The sequence below is a fragment of the Micromonospora foliorum genome (assembly GCF_022229015.1).
In the GTDB taxonomy this organism is placed as follows: domain Bacteria; phylum Actinomycetota; class Actinomycetes; order Mycobacteriales; family Micromonosporaceae; genus Micromonospora; species Micromonospora foliorum.
This window is the reverse complement of record NZ_JAKKFF010000045.1, coordinates 24265-49202: the sequence shown is the minus strand read 5'-3', so window position 1 is coordinate 49202 and position 24938 is coordinate 24265. Positions and strand designations below refer to the sequence as shown.

The following is a 24938-nucleotide window of genomic DNA, read 5'->3' as shown; positions in this document are numbered from 1 at the left end:
GCAGGTCACCGTTTAGGGACCTGCGCGGATGCCTCACCGATCTCTCAGGACGTGGCTGGTCCTGATCCGGCCGCTGCCGCCGGATCAGGACTGGGACAGCCCAGGAAGCTTCGCGATGTCCGGCGCGTAGGCGGCCATCCAGTGCGGTTGCAGTCGGTAGTAGACAACGTCGTTGTCCCAGTCGAAGGGGTCTTCGCCGTAGAAGTCCTTGAGGTACGCCAGCAGGTCCGGCCAGTCCTCGGCTGGCTCGCCGTCCTGTGGGTTGAGGATCTCGGCCCTGCCGTGCGTGAACACGCCCAGATCCTCACCGCGCATGTGCGCGGCGCTCACGGCGGGCCGCGCCGAGAGATGGCGCGCCTTGGCCGAGCCGCGCGCCGTGCCGAAGAGCCACCTGCCGTGCAGGAAATGCCCGTCCACACCGCTGATCCGTGGCTCTCCCTTCGCCGTCACGGTGGACAGGGCGAGGGTGCACATGCCGCCGAGGACGTGGGTGAGCTGCTGCGCGGTCAGGGTGCGCTCGGTGCTGATGATCGAGCGGAGGTGCGAGGTGGAACGCGACAGGGAGGCATCGAGGAGAGCCTGAAGCTCTGTGAGGTCTTCCGAAGTTTCTCGCACGAAGGTCCTTATCTGTTTGTATCTATCCGAATTCTCGGCGCACGTCGCACCATCGACGCCGGCCAGCAAACCCATGCTCGACCCAAAACCTGACACCTTGTGTCTTGTTTTCTTTCTCGGTTTTGCGGACACACTCGGACGGCACGGCCGGACGAACGACGCTCGCAGGAGTCCTGGCGGTGGAACCATCCACGTCGCAGCCCGCCCGAGGCACCGACGACGCTCGCCAGGCGGTGGCGGACGAGACGTCACGGCGGGCATCGGCCACCCCTTCTGACGGATCGTCGTGGTTGCCGTCGTCGGCTACTTGGCGGTTGAGGAGCTCCCGCACGGCGGCCGGGTATTGAGGTTGGTTGGGTGTGGTACGGCAAGTGACGTTCGACCGGTGGTGGCACGGTGTCCGCCGGATCGATGGTCATGGCGCGGGGATCGCGCAGCCGGACATCGACCGCCTCGACCGCCTCGACCGCCTCGGTCGCGCAGGGAAACGGCGCCTCGCGGTGGCGGCCGAAGACAGGTGCCCCGATCGCGTCGGTGTCCCGCCAGAGGTCGCGCCACCGCCAGTCGAGCCGTTCACCGAGTTCGCACAGCGTCTGCTGGCCGAAGTAGGCCGGGTAGAGGCGGGCGTAGATGCGCTGCAGCGGGCAGCCGGGCGTCTCTGGCCCCCAGCTAGGCCGTGTTTCCAAAGTTGGCGGGAGTGACGGGTCGCGGGGTTGAGCAGCAGCCTCACGTGTCGGTGATCGATACGCGGCGAGGTCTCCGGTAGATGGGTTATCGACCAAGACACTCGAGCAACACCGCGCCCTGGCAACCCGCTACGACAAGCTCGCGGTGCGATACGAGGTTGCTGCCAGCATCAGCATGGTCGACGTCTGGCTCCGACGCCTCGAGCGGCACTTGTGACGGCTCTTCGAAGTTAAGCGGGGTTGAGGTGTCCGCGGTGGCGGTGGTTGATCTCGGTGCGGGTGTGTAGGCGCTGATTCTCCGGGTTGCGGAAGCCGTGGGCGTCGGCCGGATCGAGCACGTAACTTTCGCTACGAGCAGTCGCAGAACGCGGTCGCCTGGACGATGCCCGCGACTTTCACGGTGACCGTCGGCGTCTCCGCGACGAGTCCGACGGCTTTCGCCATGTCGTCGGACCAGACGATGAGGTCATCGGCGCCGGGCGTCGGCCGGACGGCGGAGGTCGTGAGAATCGCCTTGATCTGGAACGTAGCGTTGACGGGCGGCTTTTGGACGTAGGCCAGAGCGACCCAGTCTCCACCGGGGACCTCTTTCGTGGAATCCCACTGGACGTAGTACTGCGGCGTGTCTCCGGGGCAGCATTCGCGCGCGATCAGCACATACGAATGCAGCCCAGTCGCAGCGCGCGTCTTGCCGCGCACCTCGACGGCGCAGGCGTCTTTCACACACTTCACGGTTGCGCCATCTGTTGACGTTGGCGTGAGGATCATGACAGGCGGTGGAGGGCTGGGCGACGGCGCAGGCGCCGAGGGCGACGCCGGGGGCGCGGACGCCGGGAGGCGGTCGGACTCGGCAGACTTGTCCGACAAAAGACTCGGCAGGCCGACGGCGAGCGCCACGATCACCCCGGCAGCGGTAGAGACTCCGGCCACGGCTTCCCACAGCCGCGACGGAGAGCGGGGCTGCCGCCCTTCGCTACCTCCTATGGCCGGGGGCGACGCGTCTTTGTCGAAGACACCATCTGAGCTGCCAGGTGGAGTACTCTCCTGGGCCTCTTCCTCGTTCACCCCATATCCCCCATACCATCTCAACGGTCGTCGCCAGAATATCGTGAATTCCACTATCGGCGATGGGGTCAATTGTCAGCTCGTCGAAGTAGAGCAGGATTCGTGGCCTAAGCCGACCCGAGTGTGAAAAGCTCTGTGGCCCATCGTGATCATTTGAGTGTCTAGGTCGGATAGTCCCAGGCAAACAGCTGCGGGCATGGTCGACGATACGACTCGGCTGCTGGGCCTGGCGGGGCCTGGTCGCCGTGAAGTTCGAACTGGACGCCGTGGGCGTCCCAGTGGTGAATCTGTCCACCGGTTGTGAGCAGACACGATGCTGTCCTGAGTGCGGTCAGTGGGCGGTGCGGGTGACGCAGTGGGCCACGACCCGGCCACGGGATCTGCCGGTCGCGGGTCGGCCGGTGAGGCTGCGGTGGTGTAAACGACGCTGGTACTGCCCGACGACTCTCCGCCGCCACCGCGGGCACCTCAACCCCGCTTAACTTCGAAGAGCCCTTATGACACATGGCCTAGCTGTGCTGTCCAGGGAGGTTGGTTGAGGTTGTGTGACGACACGGTTTGATGTCGTAGGTAGGTGAAGGCCTCCGGTTGTGGAGTGGAGCTGTCGAGGAACCGCTCCGCCAACCAGGAGGCCTTCATGTCCCACGCTAACGCTGCTTTGACTCCTCGCGCGCGTCTGCGCCTGGCGCGTCTGATCGTGGATGAGCGTTGGTCGGTCGCTGCGGCGGCGCGTCCTTTCGAGGTGTCCTGGCGCACTGCGGACCGGTGGGCTCAGCGATATCGGCAGCAGGGCGTCGAGGGCATGCAGGACCGTGCGTCGCGGCCGCACCGGAGTCCGGCGCGGACTCCGCGTCCGCTGGTGCGCAAGATCGTGCACTTGCGGTGGAAACAACGCCTCGGACCCGTGCAGATCGGCGGGCTGCTGGGCATGCCGGCCTCAACCGTGCACGCGGTGCTGACCCGCTGCCGGTTGCATCGGCTGTCACACATCGACCGGATCACCGGGGAACCGGTCCGCCGCTATGAGCACCCGCATCCGGGCGCGATGCTGCACGTGGATGTCACCAAGTACGGCAACATTCCCGACGGCGGCGGCTGGCGTTTCGTCGGCCGCCAGCAAGGCAAGCGCAACCGCCAGGCCACCGCTGGGCGCACCGGGGCACGCAACAGCGTCTACGAACCTCAGATAGGTACCGCGTTCGTGCACACCGTCATCGATGATCACTCCCGGGTCGCCTACGCCGAGATCCGTGACGACGAGAAAGCCACGACGGCTATCGAGGTGTTACGCAACGCGGTTGGCTGGTTCGCCGCCCGCGGCGTCACAGTCGAACGCGTCCTGTCCGACAACGGCTCGGCCTACAAGTCGCATGCCTGGCGTGACGCCTGCGCCGAGCTGGGGATCAGGCCGAAGAAGACCCGCCCCTACCGGCCACAGACCAACGGCAAGGTCTGTGAGTATCGACGCCGGTGCCGCGTCCTGCCGGTCTGACCCAGGCAAAGTCTGACCCTCGGTGTCTTTCGTTCGATTTGTCGACCGGCTGGGACGCGGCCCCGCTGGCATACCGACCGGGTGGCGCGTGACCTGATAGGAGCTTGGCAGAGCCCCGTCACAGGCTTGTCCGCCCACCCGGCCGGGATGTCGTCTCTCCGCCACCGGTCGACGACGGGAGCACGACCAGCATGACGACCAGTTCAGTCGATGTCATCCTCGGCGTCGACACGCACAAGCACACACATCACGCAGCGACGATTGACGCGCACGGACGCCTGCTCGACCATCGCGAGTTCGTCGCCACCGAACAGGGCCAACTCGAGCTTTTAGACTGGGCTGTCGGACAAGGGCAGGTCCGCGTTGCAGGTGTCGAGGGCCCAGGCAGTTACGGGGCCGGCCTGGCGCGTCTTCTGCGCCGCCGAGGCATCAAGGTGATCGACGTCAACCGGCCCAACCGGCAGGCACGACACCTCGCGGGCAAGAACGACGAACTCGATGCCGAGCAAGCCGCTCGCAGCGTGCTATCCGAAGTCGCCACTGCACAGCCGAAAACTCAGGATGGAGCCGTTGAGGTGATCCGCATGCTGCGGATCACGCGAAGCACCGCGATCAAAGCTCGCACTCAATCCATGAACGCCCTTCAGGCGATCATTGTCACCGCTCCGGACCCCCTCCGCGAACAGCTACGCACCCTCAGCGGCCGGAACCTGATCAAACGCTGCGCCAGCCTACGTCCGGAGGCCAGTGACTTGGTCCAACTCGTCGCGGCACCACAGCACCTGCTCCTGGCGGGAGCAAAGACAGCCTTACGTGAACTGGCTCAACGATGGACTGCTCTGGACCAGCAGATCAAGGCCCTGGACAAGCAACTCGTCGCCCTGGTCGAGCAGGCAGCGCCTCAGCTGCTGGCCCTGCCTGGAGTGGGTCCCGACAGCGCCGGACAGATGCTAGTAACCGCAGGAGACAACCCCGAGCGACTCAAGCACGAAGCTGCCTTCGCCCGCCTTTGCGGTGTCGCGCCGCAGCCAGCCAGCAGCGGCCGGACCACCGGACGGCACCGTCTCAGCCGAGGAGGCGACCGCGAAGCGAACCGAGCTCTCTACATGATCATCATCACGCGACTTCGCCGGCACGCTCCGACCAAGGCATATCTTGCACGTCGCACCAGCGAAGGACTCAGCAAGCGAGAGATCATCCGATGCTTGAAGCGCTACTTAGCCCGCGAGATTTATGCCGCACTGACCCGCACAACGACTTGACGAACATAGGAGCATCGAACGGTTCCACCGGACCCTGACCGACGGCTGGGCCATCGCCCGGTTCTACAGCTGCGAACAAGCCCGAAGGAAAGCCTTGCCGGCCTTCCTACATCACTACAATCACCACCGACCCCACACCGCCACCGGCGGCCTACCACCCATCACCAGGTTGACCAACGTCCCTGGACAGCACACCTAGCTCGACCACTGCCGGCGGGCCCTGGCCACCCCGGTGTACGGCCCGCCGATCCTGGCGCAGGCCGACAACGTGCTCATCGAACTGCTCAAGAGGTAGCCGGGCCAGCTTCAGCGTCTTCTGCGAGCAACAGCGCGGCGGTGCCGTCCGCCACCGAGCGGGACAGGTCTGCCAGGCGGTGCCGGGCCGTTTCGGCGCTGTCCGCGAGCACCACGATGTCGGCGCGCCCGGACGCCGCGAGATGACCGACGTTGTGCACGAGCAGATCACCACGCCCGGTGGACGGATTCCAGAGCCTGCCTTCCAGACGATCGATCAGGACGTCGAACGGAATCGAACGCAGCTGCGGATGCCGCAGGGCGCCGAAGGCGTACGGCCGTGATCTGTTGGGAAAGAGGCGGTCCAACATGGCTCCCAGCACCGAGCCGCCGCTCCACCTGGCATTGCAGTCGACGACCCGAACGTCCGCGTCCGCGAAGGACCGGCCGGTGACGATGAAGTCGAACGACAGACGTCCGAGATATCCCAGTGCTTGCAGGAGCACCGCGATCGTCGAAGCGTGGGAGCGCAGGCGGCGCACGATCTCGGGCGGAAGCGCGCCGGCGACGCCGCCGCCGAACTGGGACCGGTCGGCGTCGGTGAAGATCTGATCGATGACCCGGCCGCAGATCGGTGCCGCCCCCTCCCCCGGCGCTATCGTCACCTCGATGCTCGGTGCGGCGATTGTCTCCTCCCAGCTGGTCACCAGCACGGCCGAGTCATCTTGGAGACCGAGATCGCGGTAGACGTCAGCGGCCCAGGCAATGAGGGCCTGCCAATCGAGTCGACGCAGGACGTCAGTGGCGAAGACGCGCATGCCCAGACCGCCGGCGGAATCCGGTATCCGTACGGCGAGTTTGGGCGAGTGTCGGGAGATCTCCTCGATTGCGGCCGGGACGTCGGCGAGGCGGCGCGTCACCCGCAGCCGGGGGATGGCCTCGGCGCCGAGCAGGTCCGCGACCGTACTGAGGAACCAGGACTTGTCATTCGCCAACTGACACAAGCGGGCCGGCGGCCCGAGCACTGGCACCGACACATGGGCGGCACGGGACAGGCGATCAGCGAGCTGCCACGCCGCCTCGGACGCGTGGTAAGGATGCAGATAAGCGCCGCCGCGAGCGGCCTCGACCAGGGCCGCCGATATACGGCTGTCGCTCCACGCCGCCGAACACAGGTCGGTCGCGGAGTCGGGATGCAACCAGACCGGATCACCCAGCCCGAGGCGCCCTGAGTAGTACTCGTCGAATCCCGCTGGTGGCCGTGGCCGACAGACGATGATGTCGTCGCCTCCGGCGCGCAGCCGGGCTCTGAGTTGAAACCCGTCCGGATACGGGATCTGATTCATGAGTCGGATTGCGCTGTAGTCGTCGAACAGGACAGCCCGCCGAGCGATGGTCCACGCCCCGTGATCCTTCGTCGCTTCCTTCTGCGCGTGTAGTTCCGAGTCGCCGTGGAGAATGTCCGCCGCCAGCCGCTGCGGACCTGGTCCTTTCCGGGATTGCGATGATCGCATCTGTATTCCCATCTGCTCCCGTCGCCTCGAGGATAGAGGGGTCATCGATGGCAGTGAACCGCCCGCCGCCGCGTGGTCACCGCCGTTTGTCGCGTCAGGGCGAGAGGCTGACCACGTGAGATCACCAACAGGTAGCGCACCCGTCGTCGGCGTGCTTGCCTGTAGCAGTCAGAGCGCCACCGGCACCACCTACTCACACGTCAACAGGACGGTCGTACGTCAACTCGCTCGGCATGCCGACGTTGCCGCCGTTCTGATCCCGGCCACCGAGCCGGACAATGCCGGCGCCATCCTGTCGGTCCTCGACGGCCTCGTACTGCCCGGTGGTCCGTCCTTCCTGCACCCGGCCAGTTTCGACACCACCACACCGATCCAGCCGGACCGCGCCTACGACCCTGCGCGCGATGCCGTCGCCGGCGCGCTGCTCGCCGCCGCGGCCCACCTGCCCGACCTACCGGTGCTGGGCAGCTGCCGGGGGATGCAGGAGATCGCCGTGCACAGCGGCGGGCTGCTGCGCGAGACCGATCCCACCGGTAGCCACCGTCGGCTACCCGATGAGAACGACGACCGGTGGGGCCCGGCCCACCCGGTCACCCTCATCCCCGACGGCCACCTCGCCAATCTGCTCGGCCAGCCGCCCGACGCGGAGTTCATGGTCAACTCCCAACACTCGCAGATCGTCGACCGGCTGCCGACCAGCGTCGGCATCGAAGCGGTCGCGCCCGACGGCGTGATCGAAGCCATCGCCGTCGACCGGCCACACCGGTTCGTGCTCGGCGTTCAATGGCACTTCGAACAGCACACCGCCCGCAGCCCGCTGGACCTGGCTCTCCTGGCCGAGTTTGGCCGGCGCTGCCGGATCCGACACAACGGCGGGACCGCTCGCTGACACGGTCTGCCGCCCACCGGGTGCCGTGTCGGCCAGGGCGCCCAGGACGGCTTGGCGACACATGTCGCCTTGCGCCGCTGGCACATCGAAGCGATACCATGAGCGAGGCGTACGCATTCTCGGCTCCCGGTGCACTGACGACGGCGGCACGGGGTTCGCCTCTGGGGCACGTCCTGTTGGACTCGGAGTCGGCGTGAAGAGACAACGTGCACTCGCGCTGTATCTCAATGTCGCGCTGATTCTGGCCACGAGCCTGCTCGGTCTGATCGGCAACTATCTGACGAACCTGAGCGAACCGCCCACCTATTTGCGGGTCCTGCAGTCTGTGGCGATTCCGGCGTTCGTCGTGATCGTGGTTCTCCTCGTCGTCGGGCAGGTCGTTCTCCACGTGGCGGCGAATCCCAAGGCGAAACGCTCCGACTGGGACCCGCGCCGGCCGCCGTACCCGGGGTTGGAGCCCTTCCGGGAGGAGGACTCGGCCGTCTTCTTCGGTCGGGACCAGCAGATCTCGGACATCGTCCGGCGGATGCTCGCCGCTTCGGCGGACCCTCGGGAGCGGCTGCTGGTGGTGGTTGGCGCGTCCGGCGGCGGGAAGTCCTCGCTCGTGCAGGCAGGTGTCGTTCCGACGCTCAAGACCCGGCGGTGGATCAACCTGCCCACGATCAATCCGGGCAGCGCACCGGTGACGAATCTGGCCAAGGCCATCACCGAGGCGCTCCCGGAGCCGGTCGCCATACCGGTCATTGTCCGGGCGATACGCGAAAACCCGGTCAGCGCGGCGAACTACGTCGCCGAGATCCGCCGAGGAATGGGACGCCGGTTCGGCCACGTGCTCTTGGTGATCGACCAGTTGGAGGAGCTGTTCACGCTCTCCGGCGAGAGCGATCGGCACCTGTTCCTCGAGATCGTCGAGCGCCTGTTGGCCGCCGACTCCCGGTTGTCGGTGATCGCCAGCATGCGCATCGAATACCTCGCGCAGTTCCTCGACAGCGACATGGCGGCGCTGTTTCAGAACCCCGTCGCGATCGGTGCCATCAAGACGGAGTACCTCACTGCCATCATCGAGGAGCCGGCCCGGATCGCCGGCATGACGTTCGAGCCGTTGGTCGTCAACCGGATCATCGCCGACGTCGGCACGACCGACGCGCTGCCGCTGTTGGCGTACCTGTTGCAGGAGCTCTTCTTCGAGGTCCGGCCCGGAGCCGCGGTGAGCCTGAAGGCCTACCTCGCCACCGGCGGGGTCGGTGGCGCACTCACCCGGCAGGCCGACCAGGTCGTCACCGAGCTACGCGGGGAAGGCGGCATCGCCCCGATCCTGACGACCCTGCTGCGGTTCGTCTCGCTCGACTCGAGCGAGGCGACCAAACGACCGGTAGCTCTTCGGGAGCTGAGCTCCGAGCAGCGCCGTATCGTCGCCGCTTTCGTCGACGCGAGGCTGCTGGTCAGCAAGGTCCAGGACGGCGAACCGGTCGTGGAGGTGGCGCACGAGTCGCTGTTCCGACTCTGGGCGCCGCTGCGGCAGGAGGTCGAGACGCGCGCCGAGCACCTCCGTCGGCGCTCCGAGTTGGAGCGGTGGGCCGCCGACTGGCAGCACTCCGGGCGCAGCGACGACTACCTCCTGACCGGGCAGCGGCTGGTGCTGGCCGAGCAGTGGCTCACCGGCCTGGAGGCACTCGGCCAGGCGAGCGAGGTGGTCCGGGCCCTGATCGAGCAGTCGAAGCGCCGGGACCTGGCCTTCCTGCGTCGCGTGTCGGAGAACATCGGCCGGTACGTCCTCGCCAATGCCGAACGGTTCCCGGAGCTGTCGATCCTGCTTTCCATCGCGGCGATCGCCGAGGCGCCCATCACGCCGCTGATCGAACGCGCCCTCATGTCCGCGCTCGCCTTCAGCCACCTGCGACGGGTGCTCTCCGGGCACACCGACACCGTACGGTCGATCGCCTGGTCCCCGGACGGCCGCCTGATCGCCACCGGCTCCCGGGACAACTCCATCCGCGTGTGGGACCCCGACTCCGGCCGGACGATCGCCGAGTTCACCGGTCACGACGCCATGGTGGAGGCCATCGCCTGGGCACCCGACTCGCGCCGCGTCGCGAGCGGTTCCCGGGACCGTACGGTCAAGTTGTGGCGGGTGGGCGCGGACGACCCGCCGCCGACCCTCTACGGCGCCGACGACCTGATCCGTGGCATGGCCTGGTCGCCGGACGGCGAGCACGTCGCCGCAGGCGCACAGGACCACCACATCCACGTGTGGCGGACGGACACCGGCGACCACACGGCGACCCTGCGCGGGCACACCGGCGACGTCTACGGTCTCGCCTGGTCACCGGACGGCACGCTGCTCGCCTCAACGTCGCACGACCGCACCGCCGTCGTGTGGGACTTCGCCACCGGTGAGCAGCAGACCGTGCTGCGGGGGCACACCGACTTCATCGAGGGCCTGTCGTGGTGCCCGGACGGGCGACGGCTCGCCACGGCCTCGGGCGACCAGACGATCCGGATCTGGGATGTCACCGACGGCCGTCAACTGCTGCTGATCCGTGGGCACACCGATTTCGTCTGGGACGTGTCCTGGTCACCCGACGGACGGTCGCTGGCCTCCGCCTCCAGCGACCGCACCGTACGGATCTGGGACGTCAGCGACGCCCGGGAGGTCGCCGCGCTGCGCGGTCACGAGGACGCCGTGTGGGGCGTGGCCTGGTCACCCGACGGCACCGCGCTCGCCTCGGCCTCCAGCGATCACACCGCGCGGGTCTGGTCGATACTGCCCCGCGGCGCCGAACGACAGGCGTTCACCGGGCACACCGGCGGGGTCCGCGCGGCGGCGTGGGCCGCGGACGGGTCCCGGGTCGCGACCGCCTCGGACGACGGGTCGGTCCGGGTCTGGAACGTGGCGTCCGGGGTCGGCAGCACCTTCACCGGGCACGCCGGCACCGTCTGGGGGGTGGCGTGGGCACCCGACGGGCAGCGCCTCGGCTCGTGCTCGAACGACGGCTCGGTGCAACTGTGGCGCCCGGACAGCCTCCAGCCATACCGCCGGCTGGACGAAGAGACGATCTGCGAGGGCCTCATGTGGGCTCCGGACAACACGCGGATCGCCACGGCCTGCCGGGACGGCACGGCCTCGATCTGGAACGCCACGACCGGCCGTCGACTGCTGCAACTGCGCGGCCACAGCGACTGGGTGGTCCGCGTCGCCTGGTCGCCGAGTGGGCGGATGATCGCCACGACCTCGGACGACCGTACCGCCCGGGTCTGGGACAGCTCCACCGGCGAGGAACTCGCCGTCCTTCGCGGCCACCACAACTGGGTGGACGGCGTGGCCTGGTCGCCGGACGAACAGTTCGTCGTCACCTGCTCCGCGGACTGGACCTCCCGGATTTGGGCACCCCGCACCGGCCGGCACATCCGGACCCTGGAAGGCCACGAAGGGCGGGTACGAACGGTCGCCTGGTCGCCGTCCGGCGACCAGATCGCCACCGGCTCCTACGACCGCACCGTCCGGGTCTGGAGCGCGCTGGACGACGCGGAGCCGCGGGTGGTCGGCGTACACGTGGATCGGGTGACGTCGGTCGCCTGGTCGGCCGACGGGCAGACGCTGCTCACCGCCTCGCTGGACAAGTCGGCCCGACTCTGGCCGGTTCAGCCCGACATTGACGACCTTCGGAGCCGAGCCCGGCACCGGGTGTTCCGAAATCTGTCCGCGGGCGAACGTCAGTCGCACATGCTCTCTCTGCCGGACGAATCGCCCGGGCAGCAGTGACCCCTCATCGTCGGTCGCGCTCGGTGTGCCGAGTCAGCCGCAGGACGGAGTCCAGCAGGATGGCGGCGGCACCGGAGGCCCGGGTGTCGACCACCGGCACGGGATAGCGATCCCCCTCGTGGAACGGGCTGCCACCGAAGACCGAGAACCCGGCCAGCGTGGCGGCAATGCCGACTCGGCGACAAAGGTCCGCGATCGTCTGGAGTTCGTCGGTCACCGGCGGGACCGGCAGCCCGGGGAACATCGCCCGGACCTGACGATCGGTGTCGTGGCACATGATGATCGCGTCTGGCGCCGCTCCATAGAGGAGGTTGACCGAGTTGCCACCGTAGACGCGGTGCAGCGTCGCCGCCTGCCCCTCGACGACAACCAGTTCGTGCCCCGCGTCGGCCAGGCGGTGGACGGCACGCTGCACGGAGCCGGTGATGAAGTCCGCGAAGATGCGGTCGACCTGCACCACCGCGTCCGCGCCACACATGGCCGCGATCTGCCCGGTCGCCAAAACGGCGCTACGCATGCCCCGGGAGAGCGCCTCGCGGTGTACCGCGAGGGCCGTCGTCATCTTTCCGACGGCGCAGTCGGTGCCGGTCGTCAGCAGCACCGTCGCGTCAACCGACAGGTCGGCCGAGAGCGTTTCCCGGGGGCCGTCGCCCCGCACGTCGACCAATTCGACACCGGCCGCAGTGGCCAAGGCGACCAGGTCCGGATCGTCGTTCAGCCGGGCGTGTGTGCTGCAGATGACGTTGAGCCCGTGCCGGACCACGTCGACGGCCACGGCCTTCAGCCGGGCGGGGACGACCGTGTGCGCGTCCATCGAGTTGACGCCGATCACCACGCTACGGGCACCGGCTCGCGAAGCGGCGGCGAGATCCGGCACCACGGGCACGCCAAGCGGCCCGACGCCGAGGACCACGCCGGCATCGGCGCCGGCGTGGCGTGCGTCCACCACGCAGGCGACCGTCCACCGCGTGCCGGTCAGGATCAGGCCGGACGCCGTCTTGGTGCCAGGCAGACCCAGCCGACCATCGGTCCAGACGGCAACGGGATCCAGAGCGGAGGAAGTCGCTTCCATGTTCCCAGTGGGTGCTTCCATCAGTCACCAATTTGCTGAGCGCGAAGTGGCTGGGGCCTGTCATAGCATAGGCCAGCGGCAATGCGGCCGAGCGGCGCACTCGGCGGCGGCGGCGCTCCGATCGAGGGCATGTCAGGGCTGTACGCACACTCCTGGCAGTGGCGAAGGAGTGGTCGGCAATGGACCGGCTTGTGGCAGTTTTCGGCATCGGCCTGGTCGAGCCGGCCGCGCCGATCGTCCATGCCGACGACCCGGGGCTGCTGCGTGGCGACGGGGCGTTCGAGGCGTGGCTCCTGGCTGCTGGCGAGCCCGTACTGCTACCCGCCCACCTGAACCGGATGTCCCGATCGGCGCTCAGCCTGGCGCTGCCGCTACCGGAGCTGGACGCGCTGCGCACCTTCGTCCTCGACGTCGCGGCGGCCTGGCCCCGCGATGTCGAGGCGGTCCAACGCCTGGTGTGCACCCGGGGGCGAGCCGGCACTGGCCGGCCCACCATCTTCACCACCGTGGAGCCCGTGCCGCCCTGGACGTCGGTCAACCGGAAGCGCGGCCTTCGTCTCGTCACGGGCACCGTCGGGTTCCCGGTCCGCGAACGCGCGAAGGCCCCGTGGCTGTTGGGCGGCGTGAAGTCCCTGTCGTACGCCGTGCACACCGCCAGCCAGCGGTGGGCCGCCAGCCGGGGCGCTCAGGAAATGCTCTGGCTCAGTTCCGATGGCTACGCGCTGGAGTGCCCCAGCTTCAACCTGGTCTGGATCCGGTCCTCGACCATGTTCACCGTGCCGGACTGGTCGGGCATCATCGCCGGCACCACATCGGGCGCGCTCATCGGGCAGGCGGCCGCACTCGGCTTGGGCACCGACGAGGCCCTGGTGACCCCCGACGAGTTGGTGCACGCGGACGGCGTGTGGCTGACCGGGTCACTGAGCGGGATCCTGGCCGCCACCGAAATCGACGGGCGTCCGCTGACGCGATCCCCGCTCCTGGGCGAGGCCAGACGGTTGATCGGCTATCCCGAGATCTGACGGGCCGCCCGCCGTCACAGCACCGGGTCGACCGTGCGGATCTCCTCGCTCAGCAGGTAATCCTGGGGGTCCAGGCCCATCGCGACACGCTCCGGCGAGCGCCAGTAATCGACGTTGGCCTCCTCGAACGACTGCGGACCGGGGTGCGACACGAGCCAGATGTGCTGCTGACGCTCGACATCGACCCAGGACCCCGAGATCTCGAAGCCGAAGCGCCGGCGCAGTGGCACGACGAGCGTCCGCCAAGCCGCCACCCACGCGTCGAGCCGCCCCGGCCGGACGGTGTAGATCCGCAATTGCGTCGTCACGTCCCACCGCCACCTCGGCACACCTCGACACCCGCGAGCCCTGACGATACGCCGTCCCCAACGTCCCCGATTCCGGCTCGGCGGTCAGTCGGCGAGGATGACGCTGTGGAGGTTGGCGATTCCGGAAGCGGCGTTGGCCAATGTCCGGGCGGCGCTGCGGTCGTCGCGCATGATCTTGAAGCATTTCACCCTGGACAGGGGTGTGCTCGATCCCTGCGCGGACCGTACCGCCGGCATGGGGGGTACGAGTCGGTGAGCGACACGAACCATTGCCCCACCGCCGGCGATGCACTTCCAAACATCGGCAAGAGCTGGAACAGCGTAGAGTTGGCGTGCAGTGAAGATCCCGCGCACGCCGCGCGGGTCATCCGTCACCTGCAGGCCGCGATCAGGCGAGTAACACGCTGCACGTTCACCGACCTGCTCCAGGAGGTTCGATCATGTCCAAGGACTCGACGACCAAGGCGAACGTCAAGAAGAAGGGTAAGACGATCAAGGAGAAGCAGACTGCGAAGCGCCTGAAGCGCGACGAGCAGAGCGGCCGTTCCTCAAACATCGTGCCCACCGGGCGCTGACGCTGGCAGCATCGCTCAATTGCCCGAATGCGGCGATGAAGTTGAGGGCTGAACGATCGTCGGATTCTCACCTGCAGCTGCGGCGTAGAGCTGCGGCAGGGCCGCTCAGTGGTGCACAGGGGACAGGGTTCCCGGCACGGACCTGCACGGTACGGGCGTGAGCGTGACAAGCCATGAACTGCAGCGCATGGATGACAAACGTGGTTGCCGACCCCCGTAAATGAGGTTTCGGGGCGGTTCAAAACCCCATAGACAAACTCCAAGCCCTGACCAGCGTTTCCGCTGGTCAGGGCTCTTGCGTGTCGGGACGGCCGGATTCGAACCGACGACCCCTTGTTACCACCCGTAACGAAATCGAGCTTGTCATTGATTGTCAAAAATAGGCGTTGAGCTGCACAGACACGATCAAACGCTGGCCGCTTCTTGTCACTGATTGTCAACGGCAGACGGGGGTTTTCGGGGGGTAAACGGGGGGCCGGCATACATGACAGTGCTGGGTCCCACCGCGCCCCGCTCCCCCACCATCGGGGACGTGCCGTCACCAGGAAACAGCGTGCGCCCGCCCGTCGCGACTCGCCTACCCCGGGCAAGGAGTTCGTGTCGGTGGACCGCCACGGACCGATGCCCGACGTGGGATACGCCTTATCGGCGCCATCCGCTCAGCTGAAGATCAGCCCACCTTGACGGGTCCCGAGGCAGGCGTTCGGGACCCGTCTTTATCACGAGCCCTCTCAGCCAGACGCGCCTCCACGACTCGACGCGGTGCGCGCGCATAGCCGAAAAGAGTGTGTTGCCGCGAATTTCCCATGGCCGACATCCGCTATCCCGACTCACGGCGTAGCGGGCAACCCGGCCCGGCACAGCTCAAGAGCGTCTCGAGCACCGCGCAGGGCTGCGATCACATTGGGCGAGGGCCACACGTGCACTTCAGGAAAGTTGAGACCGGCCGATCCGTTGGTGATCGGGTAGGCCAGTTGCTCACTCGCGCTCGTCCATGGAATAGCGGCTCATCAGAACTCTCCCCTTCGGGCGGAGCCCACACGCTCCGGCTGTGAACGTGATCTTGCCGATTTAGGCACGAGCGTGGCCACCGAAGATCATCGGGTCTGTGAAGACAACGAATGACCAAACGGCGGCCGCAGGTCACAGCGTAGATGCGGAACGATGGCAGCGATGTTCGAGGGCCTGATGAGCCGTGTCGCGGGTCGGTTCACCCGGGTCGAGCCCCGCCGCACGGCACGCTCGCTGGTGTCGGGGGTCGGTCGTAAGTTCTGCAGCCCGGCGTACGCGGCGAGTTGCGGTAGGGGCTGCGCCGTTCCAGCGGACCTCCACGCCGGGCAGGTAGAGGGTGCGGCCGGTGGCGTCGCGGCGTAGGAGCCGGTTGCTGTCGGCGTCGTAGGTGTTGCTGCCTGCGAAGGACAGGGCGAAGCCGACACCGCCGACCGCCAGTTAAGCATCAACCTCGAACGCAGGAACGTAGCCGTGGCCGGCGCCCAGATCTTCATAGACGGCTGTCGGGGCAACCCTGTTCCAGCGGTGCCCGAGCAGCAATGCGAGGCCGCCTGGTCCGGCGAGGAAGAGGTGAACGCGGGTGGCAGGGTCGCGTTCGAGTTCTTGCCGGATGGCGCTACGCAGGGCTTGGGCATAGGAGACGGCCTCGCCGGGGCCGGCGACGGATTGGTCGTGGGCACCGTCGGCGGGCAGGAGCGTGAGGATTCTGCCGATCGGGAGGTTCGCGTCGGTGATGTAGCGGGTCACCGCGGTGGTCGGGTCGGCGCTCATGCCGATGGCCACGGCAAGGTCCTTGCCCGCGCCGATGGTGGTGGTGATGTTGCTGGGCGCGAGGACCGGAACGTGCTTGGCGTTCGAGGCCCAGGCGGCACCGTTCTGTAGGTAGGTGATGGTGGTGCCGGTGACTTGGGCGAAGCGGGCCCCGACGGTGAAAAAGGTCGCCTGACGCATGTAGCCGCGCAGCACGATGTCCTTGGGGCCCTGCAGAGCGATGGTCTCGACGGCTTGGTCGATCTCGTCGCTCATGGTCGCCCAGTCCGCCGGATCACGGGGTCGGCGTCGCAGGGGTGCTGTGTCGCCCTCGTACAGATCGACCCAGTCGAGGACGACGGTGGCGTCATCCGGATGCGGGTCGTGTTTGATCGCCTGCACGAGGAGTACGGCGCGGGGATCGTCGGCGTGCAGACTCACTCGCTCCATCTCCGTGCGGATGTCCTCGGGGCTGAGGACTCTCCTGCCTTCGCGTACCCATTCGGCGACGAGGCCGACTCCGCGGTCAAGGGCGTCCTTGTCGGAGAGCAGACCGTTGGCGAGCATGAGGGTCCGTGCCCGGTCTTCCTCGCTGCTCACGGTCAGGCCAACCTTGAAGAAGAGAGCGTCGAGCATGGCGAGAACCTCGTCGCGGTCGCACTTCAGAAGTTTCGCCCAGTCGTCGATGCGGCGGCCCGCGTCGGAGGCGGGATCTGCGAGGCGGGCTAACGGGTTGAGGCAGTCGGTGCGCCCGTCGACGAGGCTCAGCAGCGGGTCAGCAGGGTCGAGCGCCCGGTTGGTGGTCAGTTCCATGATCGGCGGGGCGTCGTCACGGTGGCGCAACAGTTTCCAACTCGCGTGGAACTTGGTCAGCAGCGCCTTGCCCGTCTTGCTCGGCGGGACGGTCAGGTAGGCGTCGTTGATGAGGTCGGCAGTCTGGGCTGCCCACTTCACCTGCGCGTACCGGTGCCGGTCGGCGTTGGCGCGGAGGATGACGTCGTCCACGTTGCCGGCACCATTGGATTCGATCTCCAGTTGGCTGTACGGGCTGCGGGGCTGGATGACGCGCATCGCCGCCGACCACGCGATGAGGTCCTGGTAGTGGAACCCGGATCGCAAGTTTCCGACCCGGGACCGCGAGCCAGCGGCAGGACGTGGCCCGTTCATCGGTGTTCCTCCGTTGCGGTTGGGCAGTATTCGTCGGTGGAAAGGATCAGGGGGACGGCGACCGCTTGGTCGCCGAAGCAGGTCCAGGCGTACGCCGCCGGCCGATCCCACCCTGGGTTCGCGACGGCGATGATCGAAACGATGGCCTCGAAGCCGAGATCGGGGTCGGCGAGCAGCCGTGCGTACGTGGCGAGATCGCGTTCGCTGGGGACTGGGGCTGCGGCGAGGTGGGTGTGCCATTCGCCGATCCAGATGCTGCCGTCCCGGGTGAAGGCGTCGTGAGCGAGCTGCCGAGCGTGTCCTAGATCGCGGAGGAAGAAGTCGGGCTGCCGTACTGCCGTCGGCCCGGGATCGCCGGCGACCCGGACTTCCGCCACGCCCTCGTGGAGGTGGCCGAGCAGGATGCCTCCGGTCTCGTTGCCGTCCAGGGAGCGACCGCATTCTCGGCTGAAGACGGTGTGGGCGGCAGGCGTGAGATGGACGCGCTGGACCGGCGACTCGACGGTCACGGTTCCTCGCAGGTCGGGCAACCGGGTACAGGCGGGCGAGCGTCCAGCCAGCGCAGTTCTCCGGCGCGTGCCAGGTCGAACGGCGGCGGCCAGCCGGGTTTCGGGCGGAGCGCGAGCAGCCCGTGGTCACCGGGCAGCCGCTGGTCCGGGTGGCCCGCACGTTCCAGCAGCGTAGCGACGGTGGCCTTGGCGGCGAGTTGGCCGACCAGGTGAAGGTCGGACCCGACTGCGGTCATGGGTCGGTGGCGGGTGCCGGTGCCGTAGCCGGCGTCCAGGGCGGGTTCGGGGTCGATGGCTCCGGCGTCGGAGAGTGCCTGCCGTTGGCAGACCAGGCATCCCCGGTCCGGCCACGGCCGTAGTCGCAGGATCTCGCCGATGCCGCCGTCCTCCAGCACGCAGGCGAGTACGGCGTCCAGCCCGGCGCGGCGGCCTAAGTGGCTGACGACCCGGCGCGGGGCAACGCCATCGGCGGTGCACACGACGAGGTCGCTGCGGGCCAGGAGCGGCCGGACCTTGTCGGCGTCACGGATGACGTCGAGGGCGTGCGGCTCGACGCTCGTGCCGGGCCGCATTCGTTCGAGGTCGTCACGGAGGGCGAAGACCTTCATCTTGCCGACCTGTGCCGGGCCGCTGACGTGACGCACGAGGTTGTGCCAGAGCAGGCGGTCAGGGTCGACGAGCACCAGCCGGCCTACACCGTAATCAGCGAGGGCGTGCACCGTAGCGCCGCCGATGCTGCCGGCCCCGACCACGGTTACCGTTGCCGCAGCCAGGCTGTCGACCGGCCACTGCGGGGCGAGTTGCGCGTGGCCGACGACCTGCGGTTCGCAGGCCACGTCCAAGGGCTCAACGCCGTCGGCGGCAACGCGCCAGGCCGCGAACTCGATGATCCCAGCACCGGGATAGTCGGCTTCCACGTCGGGCGCATACGTCAACGCGATGTAGTCGCTGCGGCCCGGGTTCTTGAACCCGGAGCGTATTTGCTCGGCGAAGTACGCGACGGTCAGCGCGCTCTGGCGGTGTCCCGCGGCCACCCCATGGACGTGGAGGTCCGCTGTGGCTCGGTACCAGAAGCCCCCTTGGCGAGCTTCGCCGGAGTTCAGGAAATGCGTTCGCGGCGTCATTCCTACGGGGAGGGTCAGCCCCTCCTTCACGGAGATCGCGCACAGGAAGCCGACGTTCTCGGCGTCGGAGACCCTGAAGGTCGCACTTCCGTGGCTGCCTGCGGCACGCAGTCGGTCAACGCCCTCGCGCGGGACCATGACCAGTAGCCGGTTCACGTGGCGACATCCAGTTCACGCTCTGCCTGTTGATCACCGAAAGCCTTGATGGCCTTGGCCGCGACCGCGACCAGGTGATCGGACTGCGCGTCGTCGACGATGCCGTGCAAGGTCATTGCCTCGATCACACCAGCCTTCATCAGCGCGTACTCCACCCGCCAGCCAGCCGCTTTCAGCAGCAGGTCCAGCACGGACCCGTGGCCGTTCCAGGTGGCATCGTCCTGCAGCAGACACAGGCTGCCGTTGCCGTTGACGTGCCACTTGTGGTCCGTGCGCTGGGCGATCCCCGGTCTCGGATCTCCTGGATAGATCAACGGCGCGACCATCGGGTAGGCGTGCCCGTACACGAGAAGGGCCTCCAGACCCTCCTCGCCAACCAGCACCGGCAGGCCGGCGGGCTCCGGCCGGTCGAACGGCCACCGAGGCAGCCGCCCAACCCATCCGCCCGCGCCCCCGTCAACCCACTGCAATCCGGGGAACAATTCGCCGATCTCGGCCTTGTCACGGGCAAGTCGACGCGGCTCGCACTGCCACCACGTCACCGCGTCGCCATCGTCAGATGTCATCGGTCAGCCCTGCGGGGCGTCCTTGATCGGCCGAGGAACGATCAACGCGGGTCCGGTCACGACCGGGCTGACCTCTTTTTTCGACGGTGCCGGGAAGCCATCGCCGAAGATCTCCTGCCAGGCCCGGAGCGCGTCGTCCGTGTCGCCAGCCGCCGCATGTTCGCACGCGCGCGTGGCGATCTCCGACGCCTCCTCCAGCGCGGTCCGCAGGCCGATCTTGTCCAGGTCGGGCTGGATCAGGCCGCAGTGGCCCGCCGGGTCCTCGATCGACGTGTTCACCCGCACCGCGGCGGACGTGAAGAAGGCCCGCAACGCCTCAGCCCGGCTCCCAGAGCGGGGCAGGCATTCGAGAGCTAGGACCTCGATCAGCAGTGACTTGATCTTGCCCTCGACCTTCACGGATCGTCGCCAGTCCTTGAGGACGCGCACGATCGGCCGGAAGTACGCCCAATCCGCCTGATGGCTGGCCACGCGCCGGATGAGGTCCTCCGGGTCCGCGGTCACCCACGTCTGCGACAGCGCCTCCGGGATCAGCAGCGTGCCGTCGACCTGTCGAAGCGCCGGCATCGTGTCGACGGTGAATGCCTCCGGGTCGTCCGGGTCGTCGATGAAGCACTTCACCGCGTGGTTGCGCCAGCGGGCCAGCCGAACCAACTTGTCGATGGTGCCGTTGGTCGCCCCCAGCAACGCGTTGACCCGCCCCCGCGTATAGTCCAGGGCCTCCTCGGCCGAGTCGCCGGGCTGGCCCCAATCCGGGTGGTCGTCCTCCACGTACACGACCACCAGGTCCACGTCGTGGATCGGCTTGAGCTGCGTGCTGCGTCGCAGCGAACCCGACCCGAACACCTCCGCGACGTCACTCTCGGCCTCGAACGCCTCCTTGAAGGTGTCACGCCGAGCGCGGGCCAACACCACCTGCATCCGCTCGGCGTCCACGGTCTTCTGGAACTCGCCAAACGCCTCGTCTACGCCCATCTCTCTCCTATACGGTCAAACCATCGCATCGGTGGGCGACCGCCGGACTCGCACGTAACCCACGGTCACCAACCTCGCTGGCGGGCCGTCCATTCCCGACTTCGCGTCGAAGATGCTGACCGTATCGCCGGGGTACGACATCCAGTCCGGGATCACGCTTCCATCGGCGGAGATCCGGGCTCGGTGCACCTCACCCGGCGAGGCCACCCACTGCCCCTAACCCCGACGACGCCCTCTACGCGCTCGGGCGTCGCCACTACAGCCAGCCACTGAGGAGCAGCCCCATCTCACCACGCCGCGACGGCAGCTCCGGTGATGCGTACGTATTCGTTGGCAAGCGGGAGGCCGATAGCATTCGATCTCCGCGCACTTGTGCGGTTCGGCGTTGACCGGCTGGCCGTAGCGTGCGGGCTCGTACACAGCGGCGAAGACCAGCCCCACGCGACCCTGGCCAGCCCAGCCGCGGTGATGATCCATGGCGGCGAGTCGCACCATGCCGCGGTCCAGCCACGCGCCGATCTCCTCCGACGTCTCGCGCACGACTGCGGTGACCACGCCCTCACCGGCTTCGAGTTTGCCGCTCGGCAGCACCCGTCGACCGTCGGCATACCCCGTCCCCTGTCGAAGACCGAGCAGGACACGATCGCCGTCAGCGGTTCTGTCTGCCATCGCGACGACCGAGATCGGGCGGCAGCGTCTGCTCTTGCGATCAGGCGGTCCAGGTCAGAAGCCAGCGTCCGAAAGCATCCATACCCTGCGCAGCGGTACCTGGGCGCGGATCTCTTCCGGCAGCCGGTCATACGTACGCAGCACGGCATCGACCACGTCAGCTGCCTCCCACACCCTCACCCGCAGGTGCTGGTTCTTCAGGGTGTCGCGGGCTGGCTTCGTCAGGCCGCCCCAGGCGACGAGCAGGCCCTGCTCGGCGCCGTGCGTCGTCATAACTCCGTGGAGCTGCGCGACGATGGGTGACCCGATCTGCGAGCCGGACTTGACCTGGGCGAGCAGGCGGGGGCTGTCGAGACCAAGCGGGCCGCGTCCGGCAGTGATGTCGATGCCGCCGTCCGGACCGGGGGGTGCCAGTGTGCAGTGGAAGCCTTCTGCGGTGAGGATCGCGGTGACGAGCGTCGCCAGATCGTGGCCAGCAAACTCCTCTGCGATGCGGGCGGTGATCTGATCGAGGGCGACCTGCTCGATGTCGGCCGCCAGCTCCGGCTCGTCGACGTCCGTCTGCGCGGCGGTATCGCTGGCCTGGCTAGTCGCGGCGGTCTTCGGCGTGGTGCCACTCAACGCGGCGTTGCCGGGATCGGTGCCGTACGTAAGCAAGTGCTCCAGCCGAGCGGTGGCGTTGTTCTTGCTCGGCGCGAAGATGGACATGGCACTGCCGAGGGTGAACAGCAGATCCTGCTTGACCGCAGCGCGTGGCAAGTCGATGCGTTGCCAGTCGACGGTGACGACATGCCGGCGGTCGGCCTCCCCCTCGTCGGCGCGATAGTGGTAGCCGCCGGTCACGCGTCCGAGGGCGATCTGCTTCGTCGTCTTCAGCGGCATGACCAGTAGATCCTTGGGACGGATGCGGGACCGCAGGGCCCACAGCTGCCCGGTAAAGTTGTGCCGCTTGCCCACCGACGCGCCCGGCCACGTTGCCTCAACGACCTTCGCAACGTCCTCACGGCTCGCGCAGTGGCTCAGGTCGGGGACCTCGCGCCATCCGCCGCCTGAGAACCCGTTGACCAGAGCCCACTGGTCACGCTCACCATGCCGCCCGGACCGAATCACCCACGCATTCGCCATGCGGTGCATCCTCCTACCTCGGTTGTCGCACGTCGACCGCCTGCCGCAAAAGCGACGTTCGCCGGGACGGCGGGGCGAGGTCGCCCAGCACGGCGTGAAGAGCGACCTGGCTTCGCCTGAGCCCTCGCTGTAGGGCGCGCTCCCGGCCGGAGTCGCAACCTCCGCCGACGGCCACGAGGTCCGCGCTGGGCCTGCGGACCGTGACACCGACGTCCGGCCTTGGCCACAACGGCTGATGTCAGACGTGGATGCCAACGGCCAGACTGGGGGTGTGGCGACAGTAGAAGGGTGGCCACTTGGCGGACCTTCCAAGGGACGACTGGTCCCGGCCGAGGCCGCCGCCGAGGGTAGCCCACCCGATGCGGATCCGTCGTTTGACCAGCTCCGCGGTGCCATATGCGCTTCGGTTCATGACCTATACACCCATGACTTAGACCTACTGGGAACCACTGAGCGGGTAGTGGTCGGGCGCTTGATGATCTACCTCAACAGGCACCTGACCGGCCTGTCACTGAACGGCTTAGTACTCGACCAGGACTACGAGCGCGCCGGCCAAGTGACAAAGAGGCTGATCGGTGCAGGACTCAGTCGCAAGATCATCCCGGACATGATTGTCCACCGACGACACGAGCTGGGCCCCGCAGGCAACCTGCTCGCGATTGAAGTCAAGACCCACAACCGCGAGGACGGGAGGCTCCACGACTTCGCCAAGCTCTCGGTTCTCACCGGGCACGCCGCCGAGGCGATGGCCTACGACAAGTGCCTGCGCTTGCTGCCGAGCAACCCAGTCCCGAGTGACCAGAACTTCCGGGGCCACGTCAGCCTTCCCGCCAGCATGTGTCCCTACAAGCATGGCCTCTGGCTGCTCCTTGAACCCGATGGACCCCAGTACTGGTGGTGGTCCAGCGGGAGCGGCCCCCGGCGACTCGGCTGCGACATCGAGCCTTAGCAGCTCCACCGGTCGGCCCCTTCTCAGGCGTCATGCCAAAGGGACGTCGCGCCGGTGGTGGCGACATCGATAATCGTTGATCACGACTGCCTCACCGGCGTCGGCGAGGACCTGCATCTGAGGTGCGCGTGGAGCAGGAGATCGACAAGATTGGCGGTCCGCGCCTGGGTGAGTCGTGCATCGAGCCCGGCCGAGTCTCGCCGCAGAACAACAGGCGACCAGCCGGATTGCAGATCTGAGGTTCCCCGGCGACTCGGAGGCTTCGCGCCAAGCCGCGCTCCACGGTAAAGTTCCCAGGCTCCAGACTCCCTGTCTCGCTCCTCCTACTAGGCTGCGGCTACCGTGACTGCCAGGTAGTCCTCGTGGGAACGAGGAGATTCGAACCCAGGAGTACCTCTTGTCGAGCCTCGTTCAGGGCTTGTCATTGCTTGTCAAAACCCCTTGTTACCATCCGCAACCATCCCGACTTTGTCATTAACTCTCAGAACTAGGCGCTGAACTGCACAGACCACGAACAAGCAGTGGTCACTTCTTGTCACTGGTTGTCAACCTCAGCCGGGGGTTTTCGGGGGGTAAACGGGGGCCTACCCAGAACGCGCAAGGTCTGAACGCACCCGCTTCCTCTGCCGCCGGAGGCCTGCGCATCTCACAGCCCTGCTCCAGCAGGTCGTCGACGACATCCTCGACCAGATCCGCGACGGACGCCTCAACCCCAACGACCCACTACCGTCCGCCCGCAAAATGGCCGATCTCTACGGCGTGGCCTCCATGACCGCCCAACGCGCACTACGCGAACTCCAACACCGGCGCATCACCTACAGCGTCGCCGGCAAAGGCACCTTCGTGCACCCCGACGCCTTCGACCTCCTACGCGGCGGCACCCTCCGCGAACCCATCGACGACCCCGACCTCCGCCGCAGAGTCGCCGCCTACCTCGCCGACGAGCAGGCCATCACCATCCGCTACCACCACGCCCGCACCGCCGACGACAAGAACGCAGCCCTGCACGACCTGCTGCGCCACGCCGACACCACCAACGACCTCATCGACGACGTGATCAAATACCAGGCCGACCGAGGCAACCTCGCCCAGCAGCCCGAGCACCTCCAACGGGCCAGCGACGGCGACCAGCCCTCGCCGCCCGCCAAGCGTCCCCGCAGCAGCCGCAACCGCGCACCTAAGCAATGAGCCAGCCGGACCAAGGCCCTCGACCGAGATCCGATTGGCTCAAAACTGCTCTACAGGATCAAGACGGCGCGCACGCGCTACAGCCGTTCCGGCCCCGCGCGCACACGCCCACACAACAAAACCATGAACCTCCAGCGATCAAGAGCCTTCGCGGTTGAGGGCCGCAACGATCGCTTCACGCCCCCAGCTCTCCACGCGCTACCGGCGATCGACGCCGCACCGCTGACGCGGCGCGCCACCGCGCAATCCCCG

19 protein-coding genes and 3 pseudogenes are annotated in these 24938 nt (G+C 67.6%); 10 read left to right on the top strand and 12 right to left on the bottom strand.

Translation table 11 applies throughout. The features are described 5' to 3' along the window. Positions 1–84 precede the first annotated feature (84 nt). On the bottom strand, positions 85–690 hold the full coding sequence (locus PSH25_RS04360; RefSeq protein ID WP_238657768.1) for a pyridoxamine 5'-phosphate oxidase family protein: 606 nt from the start codon (positions 688–690) through the stop codon (positions 85–87). Between the two features lie 959 nt (positions 691–1649). Beyond that, positions 1650–2204, bottom strand: a complete 555-nt coding sequence (locus PSH25_RS04355) for a hypothetical protein (protein WP_238657767.1) — start codon at positions 2202–2204, stop codon at positions 1650–1652. Positions 2205–2562: 358 nt separating this feature from the next. On the opposite strand from PSH25_RS04355, the pseudogene PSH25_RS04350 reads away from it, so the two are divergent. The 4 genes and pseudogenes from PSH25_RS04350 to PSH25_RS04335 form a co-directional block, all read left to right on the top strand. Then, positions 2563–2809, top strand: a pseudogene (locus tag PSH25_RS04350) (transposase family protein); the annotation flags it as partial. Between the two features lie 194 nt (positions 2810–3003). Further along, positions 3004–3834, top strand: a pseudogene (locus PSH25_RS04345) (IS481 family transposase); the annotation flags it as partial. 215 nt (positions 3835–4049) lie between these two features. Continuing rightward, positions 4050–5120, top strand: a complete 1071-nt coding sequence (locus tag PSH25_RS04340; RefSeq protein ID WP_238657765.1) for an IS110 family RNA-guided transposase — start codon at positions 4050–4052, stop codon at positions 5118–5120. A 10-nt stretch (positions 5121–5130) separates the two neighbouring features. Beyond that, positions 5131–5319 (top strand): annotated as a pseudogene (locus tag PSH25_RS04335) (integrase core domain-containing protein); the annotation flags it as partial. A gap of 85 nt (positions 5320–5404) precedes the next feature. Here the strand turns inward: PSH25_RS04335 and PSH25_RS04330 are convergent. Beyond that, positions 5405–6700, bottom strand: coding sequence for a nucleoside monophosphate kinase (locus tag PSH25_RS04330; RefSeq protein WP_238657764.1), 1296 nt, complete (start codon positions 6698–6700; stop codon positions 5405–5407). Positions 6701–6983: 283 nt separating this feature from the next. Here PSH25_RS04330 and PSH25_RS04325 point away from each other — a divergent pair, with 283 nt between their 5' ends. Both PSH25_RS04325 and PSH25_RS33880 read left to right on the top strand, forming a co-directional pair. Further along, positions 6984–7757 (top strand): gamma-glutamyl-gamma-aminobutyrate hydrolase family protein, encoded by a 774-nt coding sequence (locus tag PSH25_RS04325; RefSeq protein WP_238657763.1) that lies wholly within the window; start codon positions 6984–6986, stop codon positions 7755–7757. 193 nt (positions 7758–7950) lie between these two features. Further along, the gene (locus PSH25_RS33880) at positions 7951–11520 is read left to right on the top strand and encodes an nSTAND1 domain-containing NTPase (RefSeq protein WP_238657762.1); all 3570 of its coding nucleotides are present in this window, start codon (positions 7951–7953) and stop codon (positions 11518–11520) included. A gap of 4 nt (positions 11521–11524) precedes the next feature. Here PSH25_RS33880 and PSH25_RS04315 read toward each other — a convergent pair whose 3' ends face one another. After that, positions 11525–12592, bottom strand: coding sequence for a DUF1611 domain-containing protein (locus PSH25_RS04315; protein ID WP_238657761.1), 1068 nt, complete (start codon positions 12590–12592; stop codon positions 11525–11527). 179 nt (positions 12593–12771) lie between these two features. Between PSH25_RS04315 and PSH25_RS04310 the strand changes: the two genes are divergently transcribed. Beyond that, on the top strand, positions 12772–13614 hold the full coding sequence (locus tag PSH25_RS04310; protein WP_238657760.1) for an aminotransferase class IV: 843 nt from the start codon (positions 12772–12774) through the stop codon (positions 13612–13614). 14 nt (positions 13615–13628) lie between these two features. Here the strand turns inward: PSH25_RS04310 and PSH25_RS04305 are convergent, their stop codons facing one another. Next, positions 13629–13922: an NIPSNAP family protein gene (locus tag PSH25_RS04305; RefSeq protein ID WP_238657759.1), complete on the bottom strand. Its 294-nt coding sequence runs from the start codon at positions 13920–13922 to the stop codon at positions 13629–13631. A 440-nt stretch (positions 13923–14362) separates the two neighbouring features. Between PSH25_RS04305 and PSH25_RS33555 the strand changes: the two genes are divergently transcribed. Continuing rightward, complete coding sequence (locus PSH25_RS33555) at positions 14363–14497, top strand: hypothetical protein (protein ID WP_274526974.1); 135 nt, start codon at positions 14363–14365, stop codon at positions 14495–14497. Between the two features lie 1449 nt (positions 14498–15946). Here the strand turns inward: PSH25_RS33555 and PSH25_RS04300 are convergent. The 7 genes from PSH25_RS04300 to PSH25_RS04275 form a co-directional block, all read right to left on the bottom strand. Then, positions 15947–17329, bottom strand: a complete 1383-nt coding sequence (locus tag PSH25_RS04300; protein ID WP_238657758.1) for an SAVED domain-containing protein — start codon at positions 17327–17329, stop codon at positions 15947–15949. 92 nt (positions 17330–17421) lie between these two features. Continuing rightward, positions 17422–17934, bottom strand: coding sequence for a Mov34/MPN/PAD-1 family protein (locus PSH25_RS04295; protein WP_238657757.1), 513 nt, complete (start codon positions 17932–17934; stop codon positions 17422–17424). Next, complete coding sequence (locus tag PSH25_RS04290; protein WP_238657756.1) at positions 17931–19214, bottom strand: HesA/MoeB/ThiF family protein; 1284 nt, start codon at positions 19212–19214, stop codon at positions 17931–17933. The genes PSH25_RS04295 and PSH25_RS04290 overlap by 4 nt, the downstream gene beginning before the upstream one ends. Continuing rightward, a complete protein-coding gene (locus PSH25_RS04285) occupies positions 19211–19780 on the bottom strand; it encodes a hypothetical protein (protein WP_238657755.1) in 570 nt (189 codons plus the stop codon). The genes PSH25_RS04290 and PSH25_RS04285 overlap by 4 nt, the downstream gene beginning before the upstream one ends. Positions 19781–19783: 3 nt before the next feature. After that, on the bottom strand, positions 19784–20755 hold the full coding sequence (locus PSH25_RS04280; protein WP_238657754.1) for a nucleotidyltransferase domain-containing protein: 972 nt from the start codon (positions 20753–20755) through the stop codon (positions 19784–19786). A gap of 216 nt (positions 20756–20971) precedes the next feature. After that, positions 20972–21424, bottom strand: coding sequence for an NUDIX domain-containing protein (locus tag PSH25_RS34150; RefSeq protein ID WP_372492711.1), 453 nt, complete (start codon positions 21422–21424; stop codon positions 20972–20974). 54 nt (positions 21425–21478) lie between these two features. Next, complete coding sequence (locus PSH25_RS04275) at positions 21479–22549, bottom strand: restriction endonuclease (RefSeq protein WP_238657753.1); 1071 nt, start codon at positions 22547–22549, stop codon at positions 21479–21481. Positions 22550–23024: 475 nt separating this feature from the next. Between PSH25_RS04275 and PSH25_RS04270 the strand changes: the two genes are divergently transcribed. After that, positions 23025–23498 (top strand): hypothetical protein, encoded by a 474-nt coding sequence (locus tag PSH25_RS04270; RefSeq protein WP_238657752.1) that lies wholly within the window; start codon positions 23025–23027, stop codon positions 23496–23498. A gap of 654 nt (positions 23499–24152) precedes the next feature. Beyond that, positions 24153–24686, top strand: coding sequence for a GntR family transcriptional regulator (locus PSH25_RS04265; protein WP_238657791.1), 534 nt, complete (start codon positions 24153–24155; stop codon positions 24684–24686). The last annotated feature ends 252 nt before the right edge of the window (positions 24687–24938 follow it).